This is a genomic window from Vibrio chemaguriensis, from assembly GCF_012275705.1.
Classification (GTDB): domain Bacteria; phylum Pseudomonadota; class Gammaproteobacteria; order Enterobacterales; family Vibrionaceae; genus Vibrio; species Vibrio diabolicus.
The window spans coordinates 85892-109655 of the sequence record NZ_SHOE01000010.1 but is presented as its reverse complement, the minus strand read 5'-3'; the positions used below and the strand labels follow the sequence as shown (position 1 = coordinate 109655).

The following is a 23764-nucleotide window of genomic DNA, read 5'->3' as shown; positions in this document are numbered from 1 at the left end:
TTAATGCATAAGGCACCGATTGGTGCCTTTTGGTTTACTCTTCAATGGTTATGCCACTAGAGCCGGGAAGCTGCGACACAAAATTGGAGCCCATGAGCTTAGAGGGGGTGTATACACCGGCTTCAGGCTTTGTATGTAGCAGGTGTTCTACAATCGCCAGAGATCCCGTTACGGTTAAGCTGTAGCCATTGGCCGTTTGTACTCGTGCTGTTTTGCTTTGTCCGAGTTTGTTGCTTGCTTTACCCCACACATATGTGGGTAATTGGTTTCTTTGCTCCTCATTTGGTCCTTTTACGGTTCTTTCAATACGGCTTTTTATGAGACTTTGTACCCAGGTTATGCCGAGAAGGGGGCGAACCCAATTCGCTCGTTTAGCGTTTTTTATCATGTTCGGCGATCCGGGAATAAAAACATCAATATTCTCAATCCCCGTGGTGTAATAGGCGGTTGAAACATCGCCCCACGGAATGGTCATCGCAAGTTTTTCGCCGTCACCAAAATCAATGTTACGAACTTTATACGCTAGCGGAACGGTGGTGATTTTTCCGTTAAGTCGCACTTTTCCGCCTTGAGCCAAACCTTCGACAGACGTTTTCGCCGTGCCCGGAGAAAAACCAGAGCGAGAGTCAAAACCGAGAGACAAGTGTGTTGCATCTGGTAGCGCAGCTTTCAATGTGGCTGCAATGCAATCCGTTGGAATAACATCAAAACCAACACCGGAGCACAATACGACACCAGCTTCCTTTGCTTGTGATTGCAGCGTTTGTGCAAACTCAAACACAGAGATCTCACCTGTAATATCGAGATAATGTGCGCCTGCTTCTAGGCACGCTTTCATCATCGGTTTTGCCGTCGAAGAAAAGGGTCCTGCGCAGTTTAATACCAGTGATGAACCCGAAATGTGTTGGACTGCGCTGCTTTTATCCTCAAGAGAAAAAGCAAGACTTTGCAGCCCTAGTTCAGCCGCTAGGCTTTGTACTTTCTCTAAACTTCTACCAGCAAGGATTGGGTGGTGACCTCGTTTTACGGCCTCTCTCGCAATGAGCTCGCCTGTATAACCATTGGCTCCGTATATGATCCAACGATCTGGGGATGATGCCGGTGTGTTATCTTTCATCAAAAAGCTCCTATCAATGCCTGCTTAAAGAGGTTTCTGGTCATTGGCTTTTTCTTGTTGAATTGTGGTCAAGCCTTGTTCGAATGTGGTGATTTGAAAATCTGGAAAACGAGTTTGAAACTTATCTGAAACAAAAAGGTTGTCAGATTCGTAGCGAGGCAAAAGCTCGGCTGCATCTCGAATGGTTTGATTAAATCGCCCAGCTAGCCACAATTGCCAGCGCTTGATGACTTTGTATTTCGGTTGAACGTTAAAAACCTTTGCTGCAACAGCGATAAACTCCCGATACGTCAGTCGACGATCGTCGCAAGGCAAATGCCAAGTTTGTCCGTAAGCATCGGGCGTATTCCCAATTAGCGCCATCGCTCGGCTTGCGTCTGGCGTATAAATTAAGCTGCGTTTGGTGTCATCACGTAAAAACACTTTTGCACTCTTTTGGTTAAGTAGATTATCGATAATGGCGGAATTAGTGATGCTTTGTGTTTTCCCCGGGCCGTAAAATTCCGGAGCACGACAGATAACGGCTTCGATTTCTCCTTTATTCATCGATTCTAGCAGCATGTCAGTAATGACCGCACGAATTCGACCTTTTTCTCCATTAGGTTGAAATGGTGCATCTTCTTGTTGAGGCGTATCCGTTTGCGGGTACATGTAGGTATTATCAAAGTAAACAAGCTTTGCTTGATGAGTTTTACATGCGGCGATGACATTACGCATCATTGTTGGCCATTGTTCCACCCACAGTTGAGTATCCATTGGTAGCCCTGCAGTAAGGTAAACGATACTAGAACCTTTTACGGCATCTGATGTTTGTTTCGCGTCGAGCAAGTCCGCTTTTACCAGTTGATCCGTCTCGTTGACTCGATGTGGATTGCGGCTCACCAAACGGATGTCGCTCGTAAAGTCTCGTTTTAGGCTTAATGCCAGCTCACGGCCAATTTGCCCACTTGCACCCAATATCGTTTGCATTCGCCAATCTCCTGCTGTGTTGCTTTGATATTCATCCTAAGATTAAAGTTAGGTTTAAGGTCAACCCATATTTTGAAGATAAATCGGATTGATTTTTTATTGATTATAGAAACAAGGAGATGGCACATCTGAGCTAAGGGCGAATGGTTTTTACAGACTCAATTTAGTGGCTGGCAGGGGAATTGGCGAATCTATAATCCAACATCAAGAGTAAAGCTTCGCTTGTTAACGTTGACTTGATTTGGTGACGGTTTTACTTTTTATTTGAAGGGTTTTCTTTGGCCAGAATCGTTTGACCAAGTTGAGACATGACGCGTTTTGCATTCATTGCACAGTCCATGTCATCTGGCTTAGCTTCAATCTCTTTAAGTACTTCTTTTAACTTGCTTTTGCTCTGCGCGATTTTTCGCTCAAGCTCGTCGAGCTCTTGGACTTTTTGCTGCAAGGTTGTCAATAACTGATGATGATCCCAGTTAGAAAGGTCGGATGGCAGTAACGCACTTAGTTCATTCAAACTGAATCCAGCTTGCTGACCCGTTGTGATCATGTCCAGAATCATTAATGCTTCTTGCGGATACTCGCGGTACCCGTTGGCTTTACGGGTCACGGTTTTTAGCAGTCCGATGCGCTCGTAAAATCGAATACGCGAGGGAGCAAGGCCCGTTTTTTGCGCCAGTTCGCCAATTTTCATATCAAGCGTGTCTCATTAGGTTGATAAAATAACCTTACCATTTCTGAACATTCTCGCCAGCTTGGTGCTCGGTCGATTCGTTTTTTGCTTTCTTACCGTTACAGCTTGCGCAAAATTTCCACGCATTTCTTTGTGACGTCGTCGTACTCTTTTGTCATGTAAGCGGTAGTGATGGCGCCTTCTTTCATGATGCAAATGGCATCGAGTAATGATGTGTTGTCTGATTTGAGATAGCGTTGAATTAGCTCTCGAACCTGTTGTTTATGGTGGCGGCAATACGTTGCAATCTCGCCGCTGTCGTCACTGAATTCGGCGGACGTGTTGATGAAGAAACAGCCGCGAAACTCGCCCAATTTTTCCTCAGAACCATGAAACCAGCCGTTAAGCGCGGTAAACAACTGGTCGATCACGTCTGTGCTCGATTGTGCTGATGACAGTTTCTCCTCTAGCCACGCCATGAAGATTTGGTGGCGTTGTTCTAGTGCGGCGAGGATGAGCGCTTCTTTGCTCTCAAAATGGCTGTACAGCGTGCGTTTAGCCACGCCAGAAGCTTTAAGGACTTCATTGATGCCAATGGAGTTGATGCCCTGTTTGTAAAACAGCGACAACGCGGTATCGATCAATAACTGTTTCTTTTTGTTCATAACTACGTCCTCAAAAAGTTCTACAAACACATATTGACAAAGGTAGACAGGTTTGTCTATTTTAATTTGTAGACAATTCGGTCTACTTTGAGGTGTTTATGAATAATTTAATTTTATCGTTGGTCGCGGGGCTTGGTGCGACATTGGCTATTGGTGTGTTGTCTTACGCCGAGGTATCTCTTACTGAGGTTGTACTTCTCATGGCGCCATTTGGTGCTACGGCGGTGTTGGTGTTTGGGGTGCCTAGCAGCCCTCTCGCTCAACCAAAAAATGTGATCATTGGTCACTTCATTACGGCATCTATCGGTATTGCGTTTAGCCAATACGTTGAGATCACGCCAATCACGCTCGCGATTGCGACTGGGTTAGGTGTGTCAGCGATGCTGATTACGAAGACAACGCATCCACCTGCGGGTGCAAATCCTATCTTGATCATGGCATCTGGGCAGGGGTGGAGCTTTCTGTTCACGCCAGTACTGATCGGCGCTGTGGTGATTGTGCTGGTTGGTAAGGCGTTGCAGTTGCTACAGAGTCAGTACTTAAACCCTCGTTTGAACGGTCAAAAGACCTAGGTGGGTTGCAAGTAAGGCCGCATTGGGGGATGACCTCTTTTGCGGCTTTTCCCTTTCGTGGATGCTTAAAAATAAAATCTGATTCTCTCTTGGTATTCAGTCGTATACATAGAGATGAAAGTTAAATTGGTATACTGCGATGAATAGAATTCACCCAAAGAAACTATTGCACAGCAAATGGACGGCGACGTCACCTAAAAATAAAGAGAAGCACTTTGTCGTAACAGAAATGGAGCTGGATGAAGAAGGCAATGTTGTGAAATGTGTTATTGAAGCCGTTATGAGTAAACGTGAGCAAGAGATGAACTGGCAAGATCTGAAAGACCCAGAGCTATGGCTGCAAGGGTGGAAGTAACGCACTTTGTTGAATTTTTTCCTGGGTTTGAAATCGAAAGATGATACTTAACTGATAGGCAACGGTCTGTGTATCTGCTACGTTGAGTTTGTTCGCTATCAACTAAAAAGGAATGACTATGATCGATTTCGACAATTCGTCAGTGTTTAAGCTTAAACCCATTGAGGTATCAAAAGTTAGGGAAGATTTTCACAAGTTTCTTATTGATGGCGAGTCGGTATTTGCGGGCTTTAAAACGGTTCGCGACCAAGTGGTGTTTACCAACAAGCGAGTGATTGCGGCGAATGTGCAAGGGATTACGGGCTCAAAAGTGGATTACACGTCGCTGCCTTATAGCAAGATCAATGCATTTTCTATCGAGACGTCTGGTACCTTTGACTTAGACTGTGAAATTGAGTTCTTCATGAGTGAGGTGGGAAGAGTACGTTTTGAAATTAAAGGCTCGTTTGATCTGATTTCTTTCAACCGTATGGTTAGTGAGTATGTACTAGCGTAAGGGAATAGAAATGAGAGCTTCATTGAGAGACAAAATAATAGAGGTCTGTGACAAAAAGATCGCAAGCAAAGGTGAGCAGGTTGGGCTCTCATTTTATGCGTTTTTTGCCAACAAAAATGATGATCCTGAACAGTTGATGGAGGCGGCTACGTGGTGGATTCAGACCCATCGGCTCGACCACTTCGAGAAAGCATTAAAAATCAAATCAATGGTGGAGTCTGGTATCTAAATTAAAAAAAAGAAATAAAGAAAGCAGACAAATGCCAACAACGTCGCGGATAAAACAGGGTAGATAATATAAGAGTCCTGTTTATTGGTTCTTTGAAAGCACAGAGAAACGAGTAAGACGTTGTAGACGACGAGCAGCATACTAATCATGGTCCCACTGTTAAGCGTTAAACTGGACAGCTGAGTTAAGAAAAACGCCAATAAAAGGTAGTCGAAGACAATTAACCATAAAAAGGCTTTCTTCAACAGATCGCGTTTTTTGTTTTCGGAAGGTGTTATGTGCATATAGAACTCAACTAAAAAGTCACAGTAACAGAGGTTTCAGTTAGAAAGGTCACCATCAGGCGAGGTGACCTTTTGAGGTTATAATTCTTGAATATTTACTTCGTTGGTGGCCGTATCACCCGAGTAATTGATGACTTCTTGTCGAATGACTGGTTGGTTAAATTCGGCTTTATCTTTCGCTTTTTGCAGTTCACTTTCTTGGTGGTTACCAAAAAGAGTTTCGAGTACTTTGGCTGCTGGCGTCGTTAAAACGAACAGCTCGATACGGCGGTTTTCGCTTGAATCTGGTTCATCAGGGTTAAGCAGTGCTCTATCCGACATGCCTGTGACCTGCATGACGCGATCATCCGGCATGCCACCTTCAACCAGCGTATTTCTTGCGACATCAGCTCGAGATGCAGATAGCGCCCAGTTTGATTGACGACCAAAGCGTTTTTTAAATGGAATCGCATCCGTATGTCCGCTGATGATCAGTGGGTTGTTCACACGCTGAAATACAGGCGCAAGTGCAAGTAATAAGTCTTCGAAGAAAGGGGTCAGCTCTGCGCCACCACGACTGAACATATGCTGTTTGTAATCATCTTGAAGGACGATACGTAAGCCTTGTGGGGTCACGGTTACGTTGACATTCCCTTGTGCGTTAATCTGAGCGGTCATTCGTTCAATGACTTTCGCCAGCGCTGCAAGTTGCTCCTGAGTATCGAAGTTACCAGGAATCAACGAGTCGATTTCTGGCCCATCGCCGTCACCTCGAAAGTATGAGCTTACCACGTGGTTGGAATTGTGTTTACTTGGCACAGAAGAGTCCTGTGCCAAGTCAATAGGAGAGATACTTTGTGAAGTATCAAATGGATTACCGTAACTCTTGTCGAATACGCTTGAGCTATGTAAGTGGGCGACAATTGCTTTACGCTCTTCTTTGTCTACCACCTGCATAACCCAAAGCACAAGAAACAGCGCCATTAGGGCGATCATGAAGTCAGCAAACGCGACTTTCCACGCGCCGCCATGAGGTTCATCATGGCTGTGTGCTTTGGCACGTTTGAACACTACATGCTCTTGTTTTTGCATTATCCCTCCTGTTCAGCTAACCACTTCTCCATTTGGTTGAATGTTGGTTTGATGTCTAGCTGAATATGTTTACGACCAGCGTCGATGGCGAGCAATGTCGGCTTCTTCGCTACGTAGGCAACCAAGGTTGCGCGTACGCATTCAAAAGCAGTCATATTACGTTTTACTCGCTGAGCCATGGCGTTACTTAGTGGGTCTAAACCACAGTAACAACCGAAAATACCAATGAATGTACCTACGAGAGCTGCTGCAACGTGATAACCAATCATAGCGATTGAGCCATCAATGGCCTGCATGGTGATAATGATGCCACCAACTGCTGCAAGAATACCGAAGCCAGGTAGTGCTTCTGCTGTACGCTGTAATGAGCGTGAAGGCAAAAGCATTTCGTTTTGGATAGCTTCAATTTCTTGCTCTAGCAGTCCCTCTAATTCATGAGGCGACATTTGTCCCATTGCCATTAAACGTAAATTATCAGTAATGAAAGAAATTAGGCGATGATCCTCAGCAATCGTCGGGTAAGCGAGAAACATAGAGCTCTGTTCTGGCGACTCAATGTGAGAGTCGAGGAACTTATAACCACGGTTGCGCGCTGTCTCGAGCAAGTTATTGAGCAGCGCCATTAATTCCATGTAGTACTCATGCTCTTCTGTCGGGCCTTTGATGGTCGCAGGCACTTGGCGACGCATTTCTTTCAGTACGTGAGGTGGGTTACCGATGATCAAAGAACCAGCAGCAGCGCCAATGATGATAAGGAATTCGGCTGGTTGCCAGATAGCGCCTAAGTTACCGCCGGCCCACATGTATCCACCGAAGACGCACACCAGGATAGTGAGGACTCCAAAAAACTTTTGCATCTTGTGACTCCTAAGAGGACATTAATTGGTTGAGTTGTTTCAGCGCTTGTTTGTGAAGCTGACATATACGAGGTGGTGTCAGATCCAATACCAGAGCTATTTCGTGTAAGTTGAGTTCATGTTGATAGAACAGAGTAAGCAGCAATTGATCACGCTTCGGCAATTTGCCTAAAGCGCTATCTAAACTACGACGAATATGCTCATGTTCCATGCCATCATATTGCCCGCCAATATAGCTATCACCACTGCTTTCCATCAGTTGGTCAAGGCTTTGCATCTCTCCCGCAAGGGCGGCATTTTGGCGGTTGTAATAGTCCTGCTCATTCGTCCCCAAGGCTTGGATGATTTCTGCATCCGTAGGCATCCGACCTAAAGAGCGTGTGAGATCTCGAGTCACGTCGTTGAGTTCGTGAGCCTGTTGGCGAGTTTTACGTGAGCGCCAATCTAGCCGGCGCAATTCGTCTAAAATTGCACCTCGAACGCGACACACGGCAAAGGCAGGGAAATGAGGATCGTCAACATCGCCGTATCGGCGTCCAGCTTCAACTAGAGCGATAAGGCCAATTTGCTGCATATCTTCAATACTACAGTGAGAAGTTGCATGAACACGTAGCTGGTTAACGACGCGTTTCACCATAACTTGATGACGTTGCAGCAGTGCATTTTCGTCAATTGGGCGTGATGGCGTCGTCACTTCCTCTTCTGTGGTATAGGTGTCTTGTATATTCATGTCTAACATGGTTGTGCTCCGTTATTGCACAACATATTTAGTCAACAAAACATCGTCGATTTCGCGAACGATGTCTGTCTTAGCAAAAGCCAGTAAAAGCGTTTGTTTTACTTCGTTTTGCAGAATATCAATGGCACCCGCTTGCTGTAACTCATCAAATGTTTTGTCGCTAAACAATTTTAATAATGAGTTTTGTACCATTGGCATGTATTCATCAATGTCTTTGATACGCTCAGGACGGCGTGTTTCAATTGCTAGTTCTAGCATGACAAAGTGAGTTTGCTTTTTACCTTTTACGGTTAAAACGACTTTGTCTAAAGGATGGAAGCTAGGACCTTTGCTTGTCGGTTCTTCTGTGACTAAAAATGACAATGGAGAATCATCGATCAAGGAACCAGAGTCAGGTGACTCTTGAGCGTGTTTGTTTAAGTACCAGATTCCGCCCATAATCGTGGCGGCCGAAACGAGGGCGCTGGTGATGATCATGGCGATAAACAGGGCGATCATTTGTTGTTTGGTCATAACCTTTTTCCTCGAGGATTAACTAGGCTTGAGTGTTCAGCCAGTGTTCTGAATAGTTTGTTGTTGTAGTTTGGAATGCACCAGATTCTCGTGCTGCGAAAATAGTGGCGTCTTCTTCATTTGTATGTTGGTCATTGCGACTCTGACTTTGATCAGAGCCCACGTTGACATCGACATGGACGAAGTTCTGCTCTTGCAGTTCTGTGCGTAGACGCTCAGACACTTGCATTAAAGCTTCTCGTGTTGCGGCTGCATTGGCATTGATGTGCACGCTTAGTCGGTCGCCTTCAACGCGTACAAGTAAATCCAGCTTACCTAAATCCGGTGGGTCGAGGCGGATTTTGGCTTCTTGTACATTTTGTTGCGCTTGAAGAGTCACACGGTCATGCAGAACTTGCATCATTTGCTCTCCCCATTTCCCAGCACTGGTGTCAACGCGCACAGCCGCCCACTCAGAGCCTTGAGTTTGAATATGACTCGTGGCAACGGCGGTGTTTGGGGCTTGTGGCGTTGGTGTTTGTCCTTGGAGTGGTGAGGCCGTTGGTTGCCCTTGAGCTGGTTGACTCAATAGGGTCTGAAAGTCGGCACTGGAGATTGATAGACGCGAGTTCGATGACATCGGTTGGCTTTGTTGCACCTCTTGTTGCTTTGGAGAGGTGTTTAGCAAGGCGTTATTTGAGTCTTGTGTTGTAGACTTAACGTCGTTAGCTACCGCTAAAGGCGGAGTTTTTCCGAACTGACCCGGCTGCTTTTCGGCCATAGTGAGCATACTCTGGGTTAGAGCCTGAGCTTGCATAGCAAGATCAGGTGATTCTGTTGAACCCAGTGTACTTGTCAGGTGAGCATCTGCTTCAGAAGCCGAGTGTTCGTCAGCATCCGAACCACGATCATACGCCTTTTCTTCGCTGTCCAAAGCTGGAGCGGTAAGATGAAAACTCGGCACGGTTGAAGCTGAGGCGAAACCTTGGCCGTCATACTGGCTATGCTCAGTCATAGGGTTATGAGAAAAACCGTGTACAGCTCTTGCTTGTTTTATGTTGCCTTCATGGCCAGGTGATGAATTGCCGGATATTTGAGTTGAAGGAGATACGATCATTGAGTTAGCTCCATGGTCATCGCTAATTGATAGGCCATAGCGCGCTCTTGATGGTCATTGACCATGTTCATCTCTTTTTCTAACTCGTTCTTCGACTTTTCTAATCTAGCGAATGCATCAGCATGAACGGTTTTGGCACGTTGAATTTCAGGTGCAAGCTTAGGATCCTTCAAAAAAGGTTTGTGACTGATCAATAGCTCTCGCAACTGCAAGTCATAGCGCTTAAGCGCATGCCAATCTGCTGTTTTTGTAGCGAATTGGATGAGCTGAGATAAATGACGAAATCGCTCTGGCGACACTTTATGCTTGTTGTCCAAAATTCATCCAACCTTCACGAATATTACCCATTACACGCTCGACATTAACCAAGCGATTCGCATCGTTCTGCACGCTGGCGTAATAAAGCTCAACTTGGCAGAAGTCATACAGCTGGCGTAAATTTTCAGCAATTTCGCCACCATTCTCATCATCTAGAGCGCTTGTGAGCCCAATCAAGATGTTCATGCATTTGTTGATTCCGTTACCTTTCTCAGCCAAGCGATTCGCAGCCAAATGGCCACGAATACGTTCAACTTCATCAAGTAAGCCATCGATCAACATAATGACTAATTGGTGTGGGTTCGCTGCTGCCGCTTGCGCGTCGAGATCGACTTGTTGGTACGAGTCATAGCCAGAGTCCATAAGCATGAGATATTCTCCTAAAGCCTTAGCCAAACATTGACATGGTTTGGTTCATTTGGGTCATTAATGTATTCATTTGAGTGAACTGTTTTAGGTAACGCTTGTACGACATGTCGTATTTACGCTCTAAAGTAGTTTGTTTATCTGAGATGCGATCAATGTTTGCTTGTAGCGATTCTTTACGAGATTTGAACGCTCCAGAAGAGAATTTGAGGAATGGTTCGACCATAGCATCAATAGAGTCGAGTAAAGCGCCGTCGCCATTGAACATCGCTTCCAAGCCCGCACCGTTGTTTTTTTGTGCCTCGGCAAACTTTTCTTGGTCCACTTTCATTTTGCCATTGCGGTCCAATGTCACACCGATTTCGCTCAAGCGCATGCCGCCGTGCTCACCTCGAACCAGGCTGGTTAACTGGCTTTCAATCGAACGCATAGTTGGATCGCTTGCCAGAGCGCCTCGCTTTTTATCTTCGCCGCCGATTTGCGTGTGCTCATCAATCGCAGATATCAATGTGTTGTAGGCTTCTACGAACTTATTGAGCTGCTCTTTTGTTGCTTCGTCGTCAGCTCCGATACCTAAACCAATAGCGGTTTCTCCTGAGGTTTGAGCCTTGGTAACGGTAATATCTACGCCATCGATAACACCTTCAAACGTATTGCTTGAGTTTGTTAGTTTTAGCCCAGTTCCTTCTGCTCCTAACCAAATCACAGCATCCTGTGGAGCACTTATCTGATTGAGGTTTGTGAATGCATCTTCAAACCAGGCTTGGCCAGTACCAGACGCCGATACGTTGATTTGGTTAGCAACACCAGTTTCAGTGCTTGAAAGCATAAAGTGAGTCTGGCCGTTTGAGCGCACTAAGGTTGCATTTACACCTGGGTTATCGCTGTCGTTATTAATTGCAGTCGCTAAGTCACTTATTGTTGCTGTACCATCACCGTCGGTATCGACTGTTGATAGATCAAGTGTCATCGTTTCACCGTTGATGGTGAATTCGAGAGTTCCTGAAGTCGGAACCTCTGTAGTGGCGTCAAGGTCTGCAGGCATGCCTGTAGAGACTTGATGTGATGTTGCAACTTGTTCAACGAAAATCTGGTAGCTACCGGATAGCGCTTTTGCGTCAGCATTAGCTGTAAAGTAACCTTCTTGAGAAATGCTTGTTGAGTTTTTAATGATGCTGCTAGTACTGCTGTTCATCTCTTTGAGAGCAGTTCGGAACTCACGCATTGCACTTTCAACTTTGCCCAAGGCAGATAACTGAGATTGGTATTTATCGGCTTGTAGCTGATAGCGCTGTTTAAATGGTTGAACGTCGTACGTAGCCAACTTAGTTGCCATGGATATTGGATCTAATGAACTCACGAGCTTATTCCCTCTCTCATCGGTAATTGGCGTAACTCTATGCCTGGAATATATGTCTTATCGCAAGATACGTGCCCAATTGAAATGGGCTTTTAAAACATAAGCTTACGATGTTATCTGGATTTGAGAGGAAGTAGATTTTCCACCTAGTGTGTTCCGCCTTCCTCTAGAAAACATCTAGTGTTTCCTTATAAGACAAGGCGACTAAAAAACTAAATTATTTAATCCACTTTAGGGGGGAGGGAGTTTAAGTAAACTATCAATAGTGCGGTATTTTAGGTTCTTCCTGCTATTTTATTGGGACTATTCCTACATAGTGGGATGTCGCTTTTTGGTATCTTTAACTTGGTATGTATTTGGTGTTTGAAGATATTTTTCCAACGTTAGTTTAACACTTAGATAAGAACGGCAGAAATGAATGAATTTGTTTTGCGACTGATGAAATGTGCTCGATCTTACGAAACGTTTATTAGTGCTAAGTTACTGAGCAAACAAAATATTAATTCAGATGAACTAGCAAGTATCCTACAAGAAGCGATATCCAAGTTCCCTGAGTTGAAAACATATCAGCAAGGACAGGGAAGCGAGACAGTTGAGTTGGAGCTATTTAATAAAGTGCTTCATAATATAATGCGGAAAATAGGTTTTAGAGTACCGGAAGAGCAACGTGGGAATAAAAGCTATATTTATATTCGCAGGTGATAAAAAAGCCTCCCATAGGGAGGCTTTTTATTTTGGTATATTTTATTTCTAGTTCGTTATTAACGAAGTAGAGACATTGCCATACCAGGTAGCTGGTTAGTTTGAGACAGAACTGTCGTACCAGCTTGCATTAGCATTTGGTTCTTAGTCATGTTTGAAGATTCTACAGCGAAATCTGCGTCCATGATACGGCCTTTAGCAGCAGAAGTATTCTCAACCATGTTACCCAGGTTAGTCATAGTGTGCTCAAGACGGTTGATGTTCGCACCAAATTGAGCACGAGTAGCACCGATATCTTCCACTAGACCAGCTGCGCCACTGATTTTATCAAGAGCTGCTTTCGCTTTAGTTGTATCACCGATACCGTCTGTGATTGCTGCGTCAGCAAGAGTCGCTGCAACTTTCTGGATGCTTGCAGATGCGTCAACATCTAGAGTTTCAGCAGAAGAAGCACCGATTTGGAAGGTAACTGCACCAGCTTCAAAACCACCACCAGTTGCTAGTAGTTTTTGGCCACCAAAAGAGGTGTTGTCCACGATGTTCTTTAGTTCAGCTGTAAGCTGTTTAAATTCTGCGTCCATTGCCGCGCGGTCTTTATCGCTGTTTGAACCGTTCAAAGACTGTGTTGCTAGGTCGTTCATACGGTATGTGATGTTAGTCATCTCATCCATTGCGCCTTCAGCTGTTTGCATCATAGAGATGCCGTCTTGAGCGTTACGCATTGCTACTGACATACCACGCGTTTGTGCTTCTAGACGGTTAGCAATTTGAAGACCAGCAGCGTCATCTGCAGCTGAGTTTACACGGTAGCCTGTGCTTAGACGTTCCATTGCGGTGTTTAGAAGACCGCTTGTGTTGTTCAGAGTGTTTTGAGTTACAAGCGATGCGTAGTTAGTGTGCATTGATAAAGCCATCTTAGTCTCCTTAGTTAGTCACTATATCTTTCAGGCCTCGGGATATTCCCTAGTCACTAACTAGAGGCGGTCGGTCAGCTTTAATGATTAATTTGAAAATTAAAAAATTCCTAAAAAAGATCAAAATTGATGATTTTTAGTGACTTGTATTCCATGAAAATACAGATATAACATCAAATAACCTGAATAAGCCTGACTTAATCAGGGAAGCAGTCATCTATCAATATTGTCGTTCTTCGTTATAAATAAAAAAACAGCGCGAATAATTCGCGCTGTTTTATAAAGATTAATAGTTAAAATTCTGTCATTCCTCACCAAAAGATTGAAAAGAGAGGGAGGTCGGGATGTCACTGAAATAACCAAAGTAATAATTGGCCCCTAACAAGCGATAGCGGTTTAGCTCTGTTTGGCTCGCTACCCGCCCGGCTACCCAAGGGTATTTGTGCTTTCTTAAGAACTTAGCAATCGGTAGGAAAGCATGTCTTTCTTCTTTATCCTCTAATGTGACCGATAGTTTGATCATGTCGGGGCTAAAGTCAGCGACTCGTTCGAAGTTCACTTGTGATGTCGCGACTTCAAACCAAAGTGAGTAGGCGTTTTCTCTTAACTTCTCTATCAGCGCTGAGACTTTATCATAGGCGCATAGCGTTTTGTCTGCTTGAAGAGAAGGAATCACATGTTGAAAAGCGGAAGAGTGAAACTGAATCATCTGTTCGAGAAAGTATATGCCTGGTTCCCATAGTAATGCGTCAATTCTTATCGGCACGACGACGTTACTGATTAAGTCGGGGTGAAAGGCTTCTAGCTGAAACTGTGTTTGTCGCAATGCGAGATAAAGGCTGAACAAATCTAGGCAGTACTGCATTTGTTCAGAGAGTTCGAATTGATAGACGCTTTGTTCGCCACGCGTGCCAAATCTCAACGTCAGGTGTTGGAATTCTACCTCGCCTGATTGAGTCTCGCGAATGGCTTGGCACGCGTGTTGAATGTCATTGTGCTTTAAAGCATCAAATACTAATTGATCGTCATCCGTGACGATATGTTGTACTGCGAGACCAACCAAATGTTCGTACATCGCATGTGTTGAAATAAGATTAACCAAGGTTTCCTACCACATTGATTTGTTTGTTTTCTGGAATTTCGTTGTAAGACAATACTGCCAGTCCTTGCGTAAATGTGCGTGCGTAACGAGCCAGAAGTGGACGTAACTGAGGCATAACGAGAAGAATCGGAGGTAATCCCTGTTGTTTGAGCTGTTGTCTTATCAGTGGCAAGTTTTGTTGGAACTGACCAAGAATATTTGGCTCAATTGGGAAGCTGTCTAACATTACTGTACCAGAAGATTGTGCTTGTTGTAGCGAAGTCAGTAGCATTTGTTCTAGTTCATCAGAGAGAGCATAGACATTTAATTCGTTTTTCTGTCCCGCAATCAGGTTTACGAGCGTGCGTTTTAGTGCGCAACGCACATCAGATGCCAGTAAAATCGGGTCTTTAGTGTTTTCCGCGGACTCCAGCATCGTGTTAGCAATCGTACGAATATCTTTTAGTGGCACTTGGTCTAGTAACAACTGGCGATATACTTTGAGTTGCTGCGCAGGGTTAAGTGCCGCGGCTAGGGCTTCGGCTAACTTCGGTGCTTGCTGTGTCAAACGTTGCGTCATGGCTTCAACATCGTCGTGCGTAAACAACTCAGCAAGGTTTGTTTTCATTATCTTGCTAATATGAGTCGCGATGACCGTGCCATCATCGACCACTTGATAACCCATGTTCAGCGCTTTCGCTTTGTCTTGATGTTCAATCCACACTGCTGGTAATTGGTAAGCAGGATCACTGCCCAAAATACCATCTACTTCACCGTACGTTTCGCCGACTGCAATCGCCATCAAACGTTCTGGCTCGATAAAGCCTTGTTCGATCACTTCGCCATTGAGAGAAATTGTATACTGATTCGGCTTAAGGCTTAGGTTGTCTCGAATGCGCACCTCTGGTAATAAAAAGCCGACTTGTTCAGATAGGTTACGGCGCACACCGCGAATACGCTGTGATAAAGGTGCACCTTGTTCTTTGTTGACTAGGTGGACGAGACGGTAACCCAGGGAAAGCGACAACGTTTGAACATGAGGAATGTCTTCCCACGTAAGTGGTGTATCGTCCTCTTGCATGGCTTGTGAAAGTGCTTCGACCTCCTCGATTTGGGAGTCTTGCACGGGCTTTTTCGTTTGACGCCAACCCGCGAAAGCTAAAGCACCCGCGAAAGCAAAAAAGGCCAAATGTGGCATGCCTGGTACCATGCCTATCACAGCCATGATGCCTGCGACGGTAAACAGTGTCGCCGGGGTTGCCAGCAATTGTTTTTGCATGGTTTCCGACATGCCATTATCGCTATCATTAATTCGCGTAACGATAATCGCTGCAGCCGTTGCCAATAGAAGTGACGGAATTTGAGCTACTAAGCCATCACCGATTGTAAGTAGTGCGTATGTTTTAAAGGCGTCAGATGCTGCGAGTCCATGCTCAAAGACGCCGATGCTGATACCACCAATGATGTTGATAAACAGAATCAGCAAACCAGCGATAGCATCGCCTCGCACAAACTTTGAGGCACCGTCCATCGAGCCATGGAAATCGGCTTCGTTAGCGACTTCTTTACGACGCAATCGAGCGGTTTCCTGATCGATAAGACCGGCATTTAAGTCGGCATCAATCGCCATCTGTTTGCCCGGTAAGGCATCCAAAGTAAAGCGCGCTGACACCTCAGAGATACGTTCGCCCCCTTTGGTAATTACGACGAAGTTGATGATCATCAAGATAACAAACACCACCATACCAACGACGTAGTTACCGCCAATAACGACTTCACCGAACGCTTGGATGACTTTACCTGCCGCATCCCCCCCATTATGTCCTTCTAGGAGTACGATTCGTGTGGAAGCGACGTTCAGTGTAAGACGTAATAATGTCGCGACTAACAAAATCGTTGGAAAAACTGAGAAGTCTAATGGTCGCTTTGCGGTAGTGCTGACCAGCAATACTAGGATTGCCAAGACGATATTGAAGGTAAACAACGCATCCAATAGCAGGGGAGGCAAAGGTAAAATCACCATTGCCAAAATCATTAGCAAGACAATTGGAATGCCAATGTAGCCTTTGGTTGATGTTTGAAGTTGTTTTAACCGGTTAAGCATACTTTCGTGTCCTTGGATAAACGCGGGTTAATCAGTGCTGCAAATGTTTTGGAATCGAAAAATGAGGCAAAGGAGTTGGCTCTTTTCCTTCACCTTTACGGAAGGCTTTCAATTGCAAAACGTAAGTAAGAATATGTGCCACGGCAATGTACAGTTGGCTTGGGATTGCTTGTTCAATCGCCGTGGTGTGATAGATCGAACGAGTCAACGGTGGTGAGTTGATGATCTCCACCTTGTTTTCTCGGGCGATTCGTTGAATGTGCATGGCTGTTTCGTCTACGCCTTTTGCAACCACAAATGGAGCATCAGAAAGTGAAGGTTCGTACTTCAGAGCGACAGCGTAGTGAGTTGGGTTAGTGATGATTACGTCAGCCGTTGGTACCATCTTATCGATTTTACGGCGTGCAAACTGCTGTTGAATTTGACGGATTCGCTGCTTTACTTCAGGGCGGCCTTCGTTGTTCTTGAATTCCTCCTTCAGCTCTTGTTTGGTCATACGCAGCTCTTTTAGGTGCTCCCAACGTTGGTAGGGAATATCTACAACACCAAATAACAACAACGCAAACCCCATCAACAATAAGCCTTCAAAGAGAATAGACATCACGAGGGAAAAGCCTTGGCTTAAAGGTAAGTTTTGCATACCTAGCAGAGGCTGTAAGTGGTTGTCTAAATAGCCATATAAGATGCCGAAAATAACGGCTACTTTGAATGTGGACTTTAAGAGCTCAACCACTGAGCGTGTCGAAAAAATGCGCTTTATCCCACTTAAAGGATTAATTTTGCTCAGCTTTGGCATCACGTTCGCCGGACGGAACATCCAACCGCCTAGTACAAGGCTGCTACCACAGGTCACGATAATAATGACGGTAAACAACGGTAATAACATGTCGATGATTACCGCTAAACTTTGTCCCAATTGCTCGACAAGCTGTTTAGGGTTTTCTAGGTCGGCTCGCGTCAGCATCATGTTGTAGCGAAAAATACCTGACATACTTTCCCAAATGCTATTGAGCTGAGAGTAAAAGTAGAGCGCTACCGCTAGAAATATCACCGCAGTAGTAAACTCTTTTGCACGAGGAATTTGTCCTTCCTGACGTGCTTTTTTTACTTTCTGCGGCGAGGCTTTTTCAGTTTTGTCCTGAGACGATTGATCGCTCATGCGCCCCCCAACATAAAGTTACTCAAGTGTCTGATGGTGTCGTGTACAAGCGCGGTGTAGCGACCCGGCACACCAGATACTGAAATTAATACGCTGAACAGGCCAAGAAGCATCGTCATTGGAAAACCTAATGCATACACGTTGAGTGAGGGAGCGGCGCGATTCATCACACCAAAACTTATGTTGGCTAAGAGCATTGAAACAATAGCAGGCAACGCTAGTGCTAAAGCAGAGGCAAACATCCAGCCGAAAATATTTACAACGCCTTGCAGAGAAAGCGATGTGATGCCAGAACCGACCGGCCACACGACAAAACTTTGAATCACGATATCAATGACGAGCAAGTGTCCTTCTAGCGCGAGAAATAACAAGGTTGAAAATATAAGAAATATGCGGCCCAAAATGGCGACAGAAAGTCCGTTGATAGGATCATTCATCATTGCCATACCCAATCCCATTTGCAGAGAAACGACCTGACCAAGCATGGTGAAAACGTTAAAGAGCATGTGCAAAATTAGCCCAAACATCACGCCCCAAATCGCTTGCTCAAAAGCAAGGAATAGAGACGTCATGGAGAATAATTCGACTTGTGGCATTGGTGGCATCAATGGTGCGGTAATCACGACGATCGAAAGTGCCAGTAAGGTACGGATCCAAACGGGAATGATTGCATCACCAAAGAAGGGCATCGAAATAAATACGGCTCCTACACGAAAAAACGGCCACCAGAGTTGACCGAGTATCGCTGAGAGCTCTGCAAATGTGATGGCCATTAGCCAATCATCCCCGGTATGTTGTGGAATAAGAAATCAAACAGTTCCATGATTTTTCGGAGCATCCAATGACCCGCAAAAATCACCATCAATAGCGTAACGAGCAAACGTGGTAAAAAGCTGAGTGTTTGCTCGTTGATTTGTGTGGCGGCCTGGAAAACGGCGATACACAAACCGACAATTAGGCCAGGAACAACCAGTACCGCAACCATCAGAATGATCAGCCATACTGCATCGGAAAATAACGTTACGGTTAGTTCAGGGGTCATAGCATGCTCCTATTTAACCGAAACTGGCAGATAATGTGCCAACCGTCATTGCCCAGCCATCCACGAGTACAAACACCACCAGTTTAAAAGGGAGTGAAACAATCAAAGGCGATAGCATCATCATACCCATTGCCATGAGCACACTGGCGACAACCAAGTCGATAACCAAGAAGGGGATGAAGAGCATAAAGCCAATTTGAAAGGCGGTTTTTAGTTCACTGATGACAAACGCAGGCAAGACAACCGCAAAAGAAATATCTTCAACGTTTTGGTCGAGTGGTTCATTGGCAATACGCAGCATTTGCTCAAGAGAGCTTTGATGAGTTTGTGCCAGCATGAACTCTCTCACTGGTTTCTCTGCTACAGAGAATGCTTGTATTAGCGTGATTTCACCATTGTCATACGGTTGAAATGCATTTTCATGAATATCGCTCCAAACAGGTCGCATGATCAGCAAGGTCAATGCCAAAGCAATCCCAACCAATACGCGGTTAGGAGGACTTTGTTGAAGACCAAGGGCTTGGCGCAAAATCGCGAGGACGACGATAATCCGAGTAAAGCTCGTTGCCATCAGAATGAATGCTGGAAGAAAACTGAGCGCCGTCATCAACAACAGAATTTGCAATTTAACGCTGTATTCTTGCTGTGTGTCGCCATCAGAAACGGACAGGATAGTTAAGCCGTTGTCAGCCGCCATGGTTGGGAAAGCAAACAAAAGTGACACCAGTACCAAAAGAGGTAACCAACGGTGCCAAGCGCTCAGATTTTTCATTGTGATGCCTACCTAAGATTATTGACCAACGCCACTCAATGCAGAGTCATGTACATCGATCAGACGAAGTCCGTACTTATCATTAACGACGACGACTTCAGCGTGACCCATTAGAGAGCCGTTTACCTTTACGTCTAAAGGCTCACCATTGAGCTTTTCAAGTTCGATAACCGTGCCTTCTCCGGCTTTCATTAAGTCCCCAAGTGGGATTTCTTTGCTTGCAACTTCCAGCGTGACAGTGACGGGAATACTTTTGAAAAAGCTAAGATCACGTTCCGCAGTTGCTGGTTCTTGTTGGAGCGTACTTTCAGCTTCAAAGTCTTCTAATTGAAAGTCGTCAAAGTTCAATTCTTCTGCGTCGAATGCATTCGTTTCTGGCGCTTCGCTCATCGCTGCGGTTCCTTATCAGGGTTAAAGATCAAAACAAGTTGGCCGTCTTGCTCAGCAATACGACCTGTAAATAAAGATTGGTTACCAATGCTGACTGGAACCGTATTAAGAAGCTCAATTGGTAAAATATCGTTAGGTTGTAAGCCTACAACGTCGCTCAACGGCATCTTCTTTTTACTTAAAACAACATTCAGTCGAACAGGCGTTGCCTCTAAAGAGCGACAGAATGGTTGGTACAAATCCGTATCGGGCTGCAGTTCAAGCTGCTCGATCAGTGTTTGAATAAGGTGGCTATCTAGTTTGAGATGAATTGAGCCTTGGTGATCGTCAAACGCGATGTTTAATTGCACGTTAATTCCAATCCCTCGGGGCGCTTCGTACTCACCCATTTCCCACATCTCACCTGGTGCAAGCCAACCAATAATGATACGACTGATTCGCTCTTGTAAGCGGAGGTCACTTGCTGTCAGTGTTGTTGCTGAACGCTCAGTGCTGGCGCCATAGAACCGATCCGCCAGTTTTATTAACGTGTGAGCATCTCCATGAACAAATACCATGCCGCCCTCTTGGTGTTGATAGGTTGACGTTTGGTCTTTATCCATTTTTATCGGTGTAAAGCGATGCAAGTCTACAGAGGTTAAGCTAGCTTCCACTTTACTCGTACTGAGCCAATTTTGTAATTCAATCGTAAGGCTGGAACAAGACTCTGAAATCAAGCCTTCAAGCTTTTCACGAATGATATGAATAGGTTTGCCTAATAATTCTACATCAAGTAGTTGAATATCAGAAATAGGCTCGCTAACTCTATTTTCCATTTATATTTTACCGTGCGTTAACAATCGAAACTGTTTTAACTTAATGGCGTGTAGTCTACACAGAAATTTTAATGATCTTTTAGTTTCAAACTCTAAGATTGTGACTTTAGTTCACATGTTGCCTTGAGCATATAGTCTTAATCTTTTAATAAAATTTAAAAAGGGTTAGTTTCCTTTATAAATTGCTTAATAAGAAAATATAAAAATATTAAGCGTTTTTAGTTGTTATTAACTTTTTAAAACCATCTTCATGGTGTAACGGCTAATTTAGATAATTAAAATATAAGACATTGTTTTTAAAGCTTAAATCTTGATTTCAAAGGTTTGGCTATGCTCTTGTGAGTATTTTGTAACCAGTTTCAATATTCAGAATAGGTAATTAACATGATTAGCTATGCCAGTTATCACGGCTTAGTGGCATATTTAATTAAATTGATAAGGTCATGGAATTGTAAGATATACATGAACCCTAACGGTTTAATAAATTGTAAAATATTTATTTTTGTCAGTTTGCTAGTGTCTAAGGTGACATATTCAGGTGAGGTTGTGACCATCCCCATGGACCTTTCAAAGTGGACATATAAAGGAAATAACTTTGAATGCAACTTATTGCACTCAAGCACGCCGTATGGGAAGTTTTATTTCCGTTCGGAACCTAACAATAAAACTTATTTTATTTCCGATATACATTATGAAAATAATAAATGGAAAACGATTGCTCTAATAAGTCAAAGTGCTCCATGGTCTAGTGAGCTTTATAGAAAAGAGTTTGCCACCCTTGATTTTACTAAGCCATCCCAACGATTTGTCTTCAGCAAAGGTGCTGATGAACTCATGGATTCAATTGCTACTGGTAATTGGGTGACGTTGTCACTAAAGGGAAGTAATGCTTCCTCTTTGTCGGAGGTTGTGATTCCGACTATTCAAATTCAAAACGCGCTCAAGTCATTTAATGCCTGTCGAGCGCGTTTGCCTAAGCTTTCGTTTTCAGAGGCACGAAATCTTGTTCTGTCTTTTGACTTTGGTCAGAAGGCGCTAAGTCGTAAGCAGCAAGAAACGCTCGCAGCGCTAAATAGCTATGTATCTGTTGATGATCGTGTGACCAAGATCTTAATTGATGGCCACACCGATAACGTTGGTTCTAGCTTGGCGAACCTTTCAGTATCACGTACTAGAGCAGAGCAAGTTGCCGAGGCCTTAGTTGAACTTGGTATTGATAAATCGATGCTCGAAACAAGAGCGCATGGTTCTCGTTACCCAATTGCCAGCAATAGTTCGACGAAGGGCCAAGCGAAAAATCGACGTGTAACGTTGCGCCTAGTTAGAGATAACGAGCGAACGGCAGTGAAACACCACCCTGATGTACAACAACAAAATCAACAAACGAAAGTTAAGGTTCAATGATGACGAAAACGAAAATTTTGTTGGTTGAGCCGAATGAAGCTCTTGCTCAACCAGTATTGGATGTGTTGCAAAATGCAGGTTACACCGCAAAACACACTCGTACTGGCCGAGGCGCATTACTTGAAGAGCGAGCAGAAATCACTCTTGTGAGCTCTACTTTACCGGACATGTGTGTCCGCGAGTTTGTTGCTTGCCACCAAAAGCAACGTAACTCTGGTGTTGTTATCGCTATTGTCGATCAAGAGCAGGGAATCTTGGCGGCTGAGACGATGAAATCGGGAGCAACCGATTATCTATTACGCCCATTTGAAGCGAATCAGCTGCTTAATTTACTGAAGCGCGTTGAAGCGTTAGGTAAGCCAATGGCCAACATTGTTGCGGAATCTTGGCGAAGCAAGCAGGTACTGCAATTGGCGCATCGTGCCGCTTGCACCAGCGCCAGTGTGTTAATTACAGGCGAATCGGGAACGGGTAAAGAAGTGCTGGCTCGATATGTGCATGAGCACTCTCCACGTATTGATGGTCCATTTGTGGCGGTTAACTGCGCCGCCATTCCAGAGTCGATGCTAGAAGCGGTTCTATTTGGTCATGTCAAAGGTGCCTTCACAGGAGCGACTAACTCTCAAAGCGGTAAGTTTGAAGAAGCGAATGGCGGGACGATTTTGCTAGATGAAATCGGTGAAATGTCCCCTGCAGTTCAAGCCAAGTTATTACGCGTTCTTCAAGAGCGTGAAGTGGAACGCGTAGGTAGCCACAAGGCGGTGAAGCTTGATATTCGTGTTATTGCGGCAACCAATAAAGACTTACGTGAAGAAGTTCAAAAAGGCGCATTCCGTGAAGACCTTTATTATCGATTGGATGTTTTGCCTCTGCACTGGCCGCCTTTGCGTGAAAGAAAAGAAGACATTTTACCGATCAGCCAATTCTTTATTGAAAAGTATCAAGATAGCAGTCGCTGTCATCTATCCCAAGATGCGATCAGTGCACTGAGTCAGTATCACTGGCCAGGCAATATTCGCGAGTTGGAAAATGTCATTCAGCGTGCATTGGTCATGCGTCATGGTGACTACATTACTGCCCATGATCTGATGCTGCCTATTGAACTTGTTGCGCCAGTTCCATCCGCTGAGCCAGCTTCAAGCTTTGGTCATGTAGAAGCGAAGAAGCAGGCCGAATATCAATTTATTTTAGAAAAATTACGTCAGTTTGGTGGAAACCGAACGAAAACCGCAAACGCGCTTGGAGTATCAACTCGAGCGCTACGCTACAAACTCGCAGCCATGCGAGAACATGGTATTGATTTACAGTCGGCACTAGGCTCGGCTGCCTAATAGGAGAAAAAATAGATGGCAAGTCAACCTACTCATGCGGTCTCGGCAGAGCAACTTATGTTGTCAAAAATGCAGGCGATGCAGGCACAAGTGCAGCCGCCAGAGTTTATCGTGAGTGCAAATCCTTTAGATCAACAATCACTAAACGCACCATTATCGTTCTCACAAGCGATGACAAATGTGTTGGATACAGTGAATCAACATCAATCAGTGGCTAGTCAAAAAATGACGGCCGTAGAAACAGGAAAAAGTGATGACCTAGTTGGTGCGATGGTCGCTAGCCAAAAAGCCAGCTTATCATTTAATGCTTTGATGCAAGTGCGCAACAAAGTCGTGACCTCATTTGAAGATATTATGAAGATGCCGGTGTAAT

Annotated in this window: 30 protein-coding genes; 8 read left to right on the top strand and 22 right to left on the bottom strand. The window is 44.6% G+C overall.

Going from position 1 to position 23764, the window contains the following annotated elements; all coding sequences use genetic code 11:
• Positions 1-34: 34 nt before the first annotated feature.
• From EX191_RS11555 to EX191_RS11540, 4 genes are all read right to left on the bottom strand, one after another.
• The gene (locus EX191_RS11555; protein ID WP_124008091.1) at positions 35-1117 is read right to left on the bottom strand and encodes a saccharopine dehydrogenase family protein; all 1083 of its coding nucleotides are present in this window, start codon (positions 1115-1117) and stop codon (positions 35-37) included.
• 24 nt (positions 1118-1141) lie between these two features.
• The gene (locus tag EX191_RS11550) at positions 1142-2086 is read right to left on the bottom strand and encodes an SDR family oxidoreductase (protein ID WP_005462753.1); all 945 of its coding nucleotides are present in this window, start codon (positions 2084-2086) and stop codon (positions 1142-1144) included.
• Between the two features lie 253 nt (positions 2087-2339).
• Complete coding sequence (locus EX191_RS11545; RefSeq protein ID WP_046875740.1) at positions 2340-2777, bottom strand: MerR family DNA-binding transcriptional regulator; 438 nt, start codon at positions 2775-2777, stop codon at positions 2340-2342.
• Positions 2778-2875: 98 nt separating this feature from the next.
• The gene (locus EX191_RS11540) at positions 2876-3421 is read right to left on the bottom strand and encodes a TetR/AcrR family transcriptional regulator (RefSeq protein ID WP_193447784.1); all 546 of its coding nucleotides are present in this window, start codon (positions 3419-3421) and stop codon (positions 2876-2878) included.
• Positions 3422-3519: 98 nt separating this feature from the next.
• Here EX191_RS11540 and EX191_RS11535 point away from each other — a divergent pair, with 98 nt between their 5' ends.
• The 4 genes from EX191_RS11535 (at position 3520) to EX191_RS11520 (ending at position 5073) form a co-directional block, all read left to right on the top strand.
• On the top strand, positions 3520-3993 hold the full coding sequence (locus tag EX191_RS11535) for an HPP family protein (RefSeq protein ID WP_005462762.1): 474 nt from the start codon (positions 3520-3522) through the stop codon (positions 3991-3993).
• A gap of 139 nt (positions 3994-4132) precedes the next feature.
• Positions 4133-4348: a TIGR02450 family Trp-rich protein gene (locus tag EX191_RS11530; protein ID WP_193447783.1), complete on the top strand. Its 216-nt coding sequence runs from the start codon at positions 4133-4135 to the stop codon at positions 4346-4348.
• A 118-nt stretch (positions 4349-4466) separates the two neighbouring features.
• The gene (locus EX191_RS11525; RefSeq protein ID WP_005396583.1) at positions 4467-4844 is read left to right on the top strand and encodes a PH domain-containing protein; all 378 of its coding nucleotides are present in this window, start codon (positions 4467-4469) and stop codon (positions 4842-4844) included.
• Positions 4845-4854: 10 nt separating this feature from the next.
• Complete coding sequence (locus tag EX191_RS11520) at positions 4855-5073, top strand: DUF6500 family protein (protein WP_114322771.1); 219 nt, start codon at positions 4855-4857, stop codon at positions 5071-5073.
• Here the strand turns inward: EX191_RS11520 and EX191_RS22925 are convergent.
• From EX191_RS22925 to fliD, 9 genes are all read right to left on the bottom strand, one after another.
• Positions 5070-5357: a hypothetical protein gene (locus tag EX191_RS22925; protein WP_031780567.1), complete on the bottom strand. Its 288-nt coding sequence runs from the start codon at positions 5355-5357 to the stop codon at positions 5070-5072. The two genes, EX191_RS11520 and EX191_RS22925, sit on opposite strands and share 4 nt — an antisense overlap.
• A gap of 78 nt (positions 5358-5435) precedes the next feature.
• Entirely contained in the window at positions 5436-6428 is a 993-nt protein-coding gene (locus tag EX191_RS11515; RefSeq protein WP_005396581.1) for a flagellar motor protein MotB, read from the bottom strand.
• A complete protein-coding gene (gene motA / locus EX191_RS11510) occupies positions 6428-7285 on the bottom strand; it encodes a flagellar motor stator protein MotA (protein ID WP_005396580.1) in 858 nt (285 codons plus the stop codon). Before motA ends, EX191_RS11515 begins: the two co-directional genes overlap by 1 nt.
• A gap of 10 nt (positions 7286-7295) precedes the next feature.
• A complete protein-coding gene (locus EX191_RS11505) occupies positions 7296-8024 on the bottom strand; it encodes a FliA/WhiG family RNA polymerase sigma factor (RefSeq protein ID WP_005396579.1) in 729 nt (242 codons plus the stop codon).
• A gap of 12 nt (positions 8025-8036) precedes the next feature.
• A complete protein-coding gene (locus EX191_RS11500) occupies positions 8037-8537 on the bottom strand; it encodes a flagellar basal body-associated FliL family protein (protein ID WP_005398533.1) in 501 nt (166 codons plus the stop codon).
• A 22-nt stretch (positions 8538-8559) separates the two neighbouring features.
• On the bottom strand, positions 8560-9633 hold the full coding sequence (locus tag EX191_RS11495; RefSeq protein WP_109169234.1) for a flagellar hook-length control protein FliK: 1074 nt from the start codon (positions 9631-9633) through the stop codon (positions 8560-8562).
• Positions 9630-9950: a hypothetical protein gene (locus EX191_RS11490; RefSeq protein ID WP_005398525.1), complete on the bottom strand. Its 321-nt coding sequence runs from the start codon at positions 9948-9950 to the stop codon at positions 9630-9632. Before EX191_RS11490 ends, EX191_RS11495 begins: the two co-directional genes overlap by 4 nt.
• Positions 9934-10320 (bottom strand): flagellar export chaperone FliS, encoded by a 387-nt coding sequence (gene fliS, locus EX191_RS11485; RefSeq protein ID WP_005375014.1) that lies wholly within the window; start codon positions 10318-10320, stop codon positions 9934-9936. The genes EX191_RS11490 and fliS overlap by 17 nt, the downstream gene beginning before the upstream one ends.
• A 19-nt stretch (positions 10321-10339) precedes the next feature.
• A complete protein-coding gene (fliD, locus tag EX191_RS11480) occupies positions 10340-11677 on the bottom strand; it encodes a flagellar filament capping protein FliD (RefSeq protein WP_104970451.1) in 1338 nt (445 codons plus the stop codon).
• A gap of 414 nt (positions 11678-12091) precedes the next feature.
• Between fliD and EX191_RS11475 the strand changes: the two genes are divergently transcribed.
• Positions 12092-12379, top strand: a complete 288-nt coding sequence (locus EX191_RS11475) for a hypothetical protein (RefSeq protein WP_053807552.1) — start codon at positions 12092-12094, stop codon at positions 12377-12379.
• A gap of 59 nt (positions 12380-12438) precedes the next feature.
• On the opposite strand, the gene lafA is transcribed toward EX191_RS11475, so the two are convergent.
• From lafA to EX191_RS11430, 9 genes are all read right to left on the bottom strand, one after another.
• On the bottom strand, positions 12439-13293 hold the full coding sequence (lafA, locus tag EX191_RS11470; RefSeq protein WP_053807553.1) for a lateral flagellin LafA: 855 nt from the start codon (positions 13291-13293) through the stop codon (positions 12439-12441).
• 304 nt (positions 13294-13597) lie between these two features.
• Positions 13598-14368 (bottom strand): EAL domain-containing protein, encoded by a 771-nt coding sequence (locus EX191_RS11465; protein WP_046875750.1) that lies wholly within the window; start codon positions 14366-14368, stop codon positions 13598-13600.
• 19 nt (positions 14369-14387) lie between these two features.
• Positions 14388-16478, bottom strand: a complete 2091-nt coding sequence (gene flhA, locus EX191_RS11460; protein WP_006741984.1) for a flagellar biosynthesis protein FlhA — start codon at positions 16476-16478, stop codon at positions 14388-14390.
• 31 nt (positions 16479-16509) lie between these two features.
• Positions 16510-17637 (bottom strand): flagellar biosynthesis protein FlhB, encoded by a 1128-nt coding sequence (flhB, locus tag EX191_RS11455; protein ID WP_006741983.1) that lies wholly within the window; start codon positions 17635-17637, stop codon positions 16510-16512.
• On the bottom strand, positions 17634-18410 hold the full coding sequence (gene fliR / locus EX191_RS11450; protein ID WP_006741982.1) for a flagellar biosynthetic protein FliR: 777 nt from the start codon (positions 18408-18410) through the stop codon (positions 17634-17636). The genes flhB and fliR overlap by 4 nt, the downstream gene beginning before the upstream one ends.
• Positions 18410-18679: a flagellar biosynthesis protein FliQ gene (gene fliQ, locus EX191_RS11445; protein WP_005375036.1), complete on the bottom strand. Its 270-nt coding sequence runs from the start codon at positions 18677-18679 to the stop codon at positions 18410-18412. The genes fliR and fliQ overlap by 1 nt, the downstream gene beginning before the upstream one ends.
• 13 nt (positions 18680-18692) lie before the next feature.
• Positions 18693-19451, bottom strand: coding sequence for a flagellar type III secretion system pore protein FliP (fliP, locus tag EX191_RS11440; RefSeq protein WP_005398045.1), 759 nt, complete (start codon positions 19449-19451; stop codon positions 18693-18695).
• 18 nt (positions 19452-19469) lie between these two features.
• Positions 19470-19841, bottom strand: a complete 372-nt coding sequence (gene fliN / locus EX191_RS11435) for a flagellar motor switch protein FliN (protein ID WP_005398044.1) — start codon at positions 19839-19841, stop codon at positions 19470-19472.
• The gene (locus EX191_RS11430) at positions 19838-20656 is read right to left on the bottom strand and encodes a FliM/FliN family flagellar motor switch protein (protein WP_005398043.1); all 819 of its coding nucleotides are present in this window, start codon (positions 20654-20656) and stop codon (positions 19838-19840) included. Before EX191_RS11430 ends, fliN begins: the two co-directional genes overlap by 4 nt.
• Before the next feature lie 384 nt (positions 20657-21040).
• On the opposite strand from EX191_RS11430, the gene EX191_RS11425 reads away from it, so the two are divergent.
• Genes EX191_RS11425 through fliE form a run of 3 tightly spaced genes read left to right on the top strand, consistent with a single transcriptional unit; the run spans position 21041 to position 23763 of the window.
• A complete protein-coding gene (locus EX191_RS11425; protein ID WP_193447782.1) occupies positions 21041-22060 on the top strand; it encodes a MotY family protein in 1020 nt (339 codons plus the stop codon).
• Positions 22060-23391, top strand: a complete 1332-nt coding sequence (locus EX191_RS11420) for a sigma-54 interaction domain-containing protein (protein WP_053808282.1) — start codon at positions 22060-22062, stop codon at positions 23389-23391. Before EX191_RS11425 ends, EX191_RS11420 begins: the two co-directional genes overlap by 1 nt.
• 15 nt (positions 23392-23406) lie before the next feature.
• The gene (gene fliE, locus EX191_RS11415) at positions 23407-23763 is read left to right on the top strand and encodes a flagellar hook-basal body complex protein FliE (protein ID WP_005375045.1); all 357 of its coding nucleotides are present in this window, start codon (positions 23407-23409) and stop codon (positions 23761-23763) included.
• The last annotated feature ends 1 nt before the right edge of the window (position 23764 follow it).

What these genes read in the sequence shown, in the direction of transcription:
- EX191_RS11555 (WP_124008091.1), bottom strand. Translation starts at nt 1,117, where the DNA reads ATGAAAGATAACACACCGGCATCATCCCCAGATCGTTGGATCATATAC.
- EX191_RS11550 (WP_005462753.1), bottom strand. Translation starts at nt 2,086, where the DNA reads ATGCAAACGATATTGGGTGCAAGTGGGCAAATTGGCCGTGAGCTGGCA.
- EX191_RS11545 (WP_046875740.1), bottom strand. Translation starts at nt 2,777, where the DNA reads ATGAAAATTGGCGAACTGGCGCAAAAAACGGGCCTTGCTCCCTCGCGT.
- EX191_RS11540 (WP_193447784.1), bottom strand. Translation starts at nt 3,421, where the DNA reads ATGAACAAAAAGAAACAGTTATTGATCGATACCGCGTTGTCGCTGTTT.
- EX191_RS11535 (WP_005462762.1), top strand. Translation starts at nt 3,520, where the DNA reads ATGAATAATTTAATTTTATCGTTGGTCGCGGGGCTTGGTGCGACATTG.
- EX191_RS11530 (WP_193447783.1), top strand. Translation starts at nt 4,133, where the DNA reads ATGAATAGAATTCACCCAAAGAAACTATTGCACAGCAAATGGACGGCG.
- EX191_RS11525 (WP_005396583.1), top strand. Translation starts at nt 4,467, where the DNA reads ATGATCGATTTCGACAATTCGTCAGTGTTTAAGCTTAAACCCATTGAG.
- EX191_RS11520 (WP_114322771.1), top strand. Translation starts at nt 4,855, where the DNA reads ATGAGAGCTTCATTGAGAGACAAAATAATAGAGGTCTGTGACAAAAAG.
- EX191_RS22925 (WP_031780567.1), bottom strand. Translation starts at nt 5,357, where the DNA reads ATGCACATAACACCTTCCGAAAACAAAAAACGCGATCTGTTGAAGAAA.
- EX191_RS11515 (WP_005396581.1), bottom strand. Translation starts at nt 6,428, where the DNA reads ATGCAAAAACAAGAGCATGTAGTGTTCAAACGTGCCAAAGCACACAGC.
- motA (WP_005396580.1), bottom strand. Translation starts at nt 7,285, where the DNA reads ATGCAAAAGTTTTTTGGAGTCCTCACTATCCTGGTGTGCGTCTTCGGT.
- EX191_RS11505 (WP_005396579.1), bottom strand. Translation starts at nt 8,024, where the DNA reads ATGTTAGACATGAATATACAAGACACCTATACCACAGAAGAGGAAGTG.
- EX191_RS11500 (WP_005398533.1), bottom strand. Translation starts at nt 8,537, where the DNA reads ATGACCAAACAACAAATGATCGCCCTGTTTATCGCCATGATCATCACC.
- EX191_RS11495 (WP_109169234.1), bottom strand. Translation starts at nt 9,633, where the DNA reads ATGATCGTATCTCCTTCAACTCAAATATCCGGCAATTCATCACCTGGC.
- fliS (WP_005375014.1), bottom strand. Translation starts at nt 10,320, where the DNA reads ATGCTTATGGACTCTGGCTATGACTCGTACCAACAAGTCGATCTCGAC.
- EX191_RS11475 (WP_053807552.1), top strand. Translation starts at nt 12,092, where the DNA reads ATGAATGAATTTGTTTTGCGACTGATGAAATGTGCTCGATCTTACGAA.
- lafA (WP_053807553.1), bottom strand. Translation starts at nt 13,293, where the DNA reads ATGGCTTTATCAATGCACACTAACTACGCATCGCTTGTAACTCAAAAC.
- EX191_RS11465 (WP_046875750.1), bottom strand. Translation starts at nt 14,368, where the DNA reads ATGTACGAACATTTGGTTGGTCTCGCAGTACAACATATCGTCACGGAT.
- flhA (WP_006741984.1), bottom strand. Translation starts at nt 16,478, where the DNA reads ATGCTTAACCGGTTAAAACAACTTCAAACATCAACCAAAGGCTACATT.
- flhB (WP_006741983.1), bottom strand. Translation starts at nt 17,637, where the DNA reads ATGAGCGATCAATCGTCTCAGGACAAAACTGAAAAAGCCTCGCCGCAG.
- fliR (WP_006741982.1), bottom strand. Translation starts at nt 18,410, where the DNA reads ATGGCCATCACATTTGCAGAGCTCTCAGCGATACTCGGTCAACTCTGG.
- fliQ (WP_005375036.1), bottom strand. Translation starts at nt 18,679, where the DNA reads ATGACCCCTGAACTAACCGTAACGTTATTTTCCGATGCAGTATGGCTG.
- fliP (WP_005398045.1), bottom strand. Translation starts at nt 19,451, where the DNA reads ATGAAAAATCTGAGCGCTTGGCACCGTTGGTTACCTCTTTTGGTACTG.
- fliN (WP_005398044.1), bottom strand. Translation starts at nt 19,841, where the DNA reads ATGAGCGAAGCGCCAGAAACGAATGCATTCGACGCAGAAGAATTGAAC.
- EX191_RS11430 (WP_005398043.1), bottom strand. Translation starts at nt 20,656, where the DNA reads ATGGAAAATAGAGTTAGCGAGCCTATTTCTGATATTCAACTACTTGAT.
- EX191_RS11425 (WP_193447782.1), top strand. Translation starts at nt 21,041, where the DNA reads ATGATTAGCTATGCCAGTTATCACGGCTTAGTGGCATATTTAATTAAA.
- EX191_RS11420 (WP_053808282.1), top strand. Translation starts at nt 22,060, where the DNA reads ATGACGAAAACGAAAATTTTGTTGGTTGAGCCGAATGAAGCTCTTGCT.
- fliE (WP_005375045.1), top strand. Translation starts at nt 23,407, where the DNA reads ATGGCAAGTCAACCTACTCATGCGGTCTCGGCAGAGCAACTTATGTTG.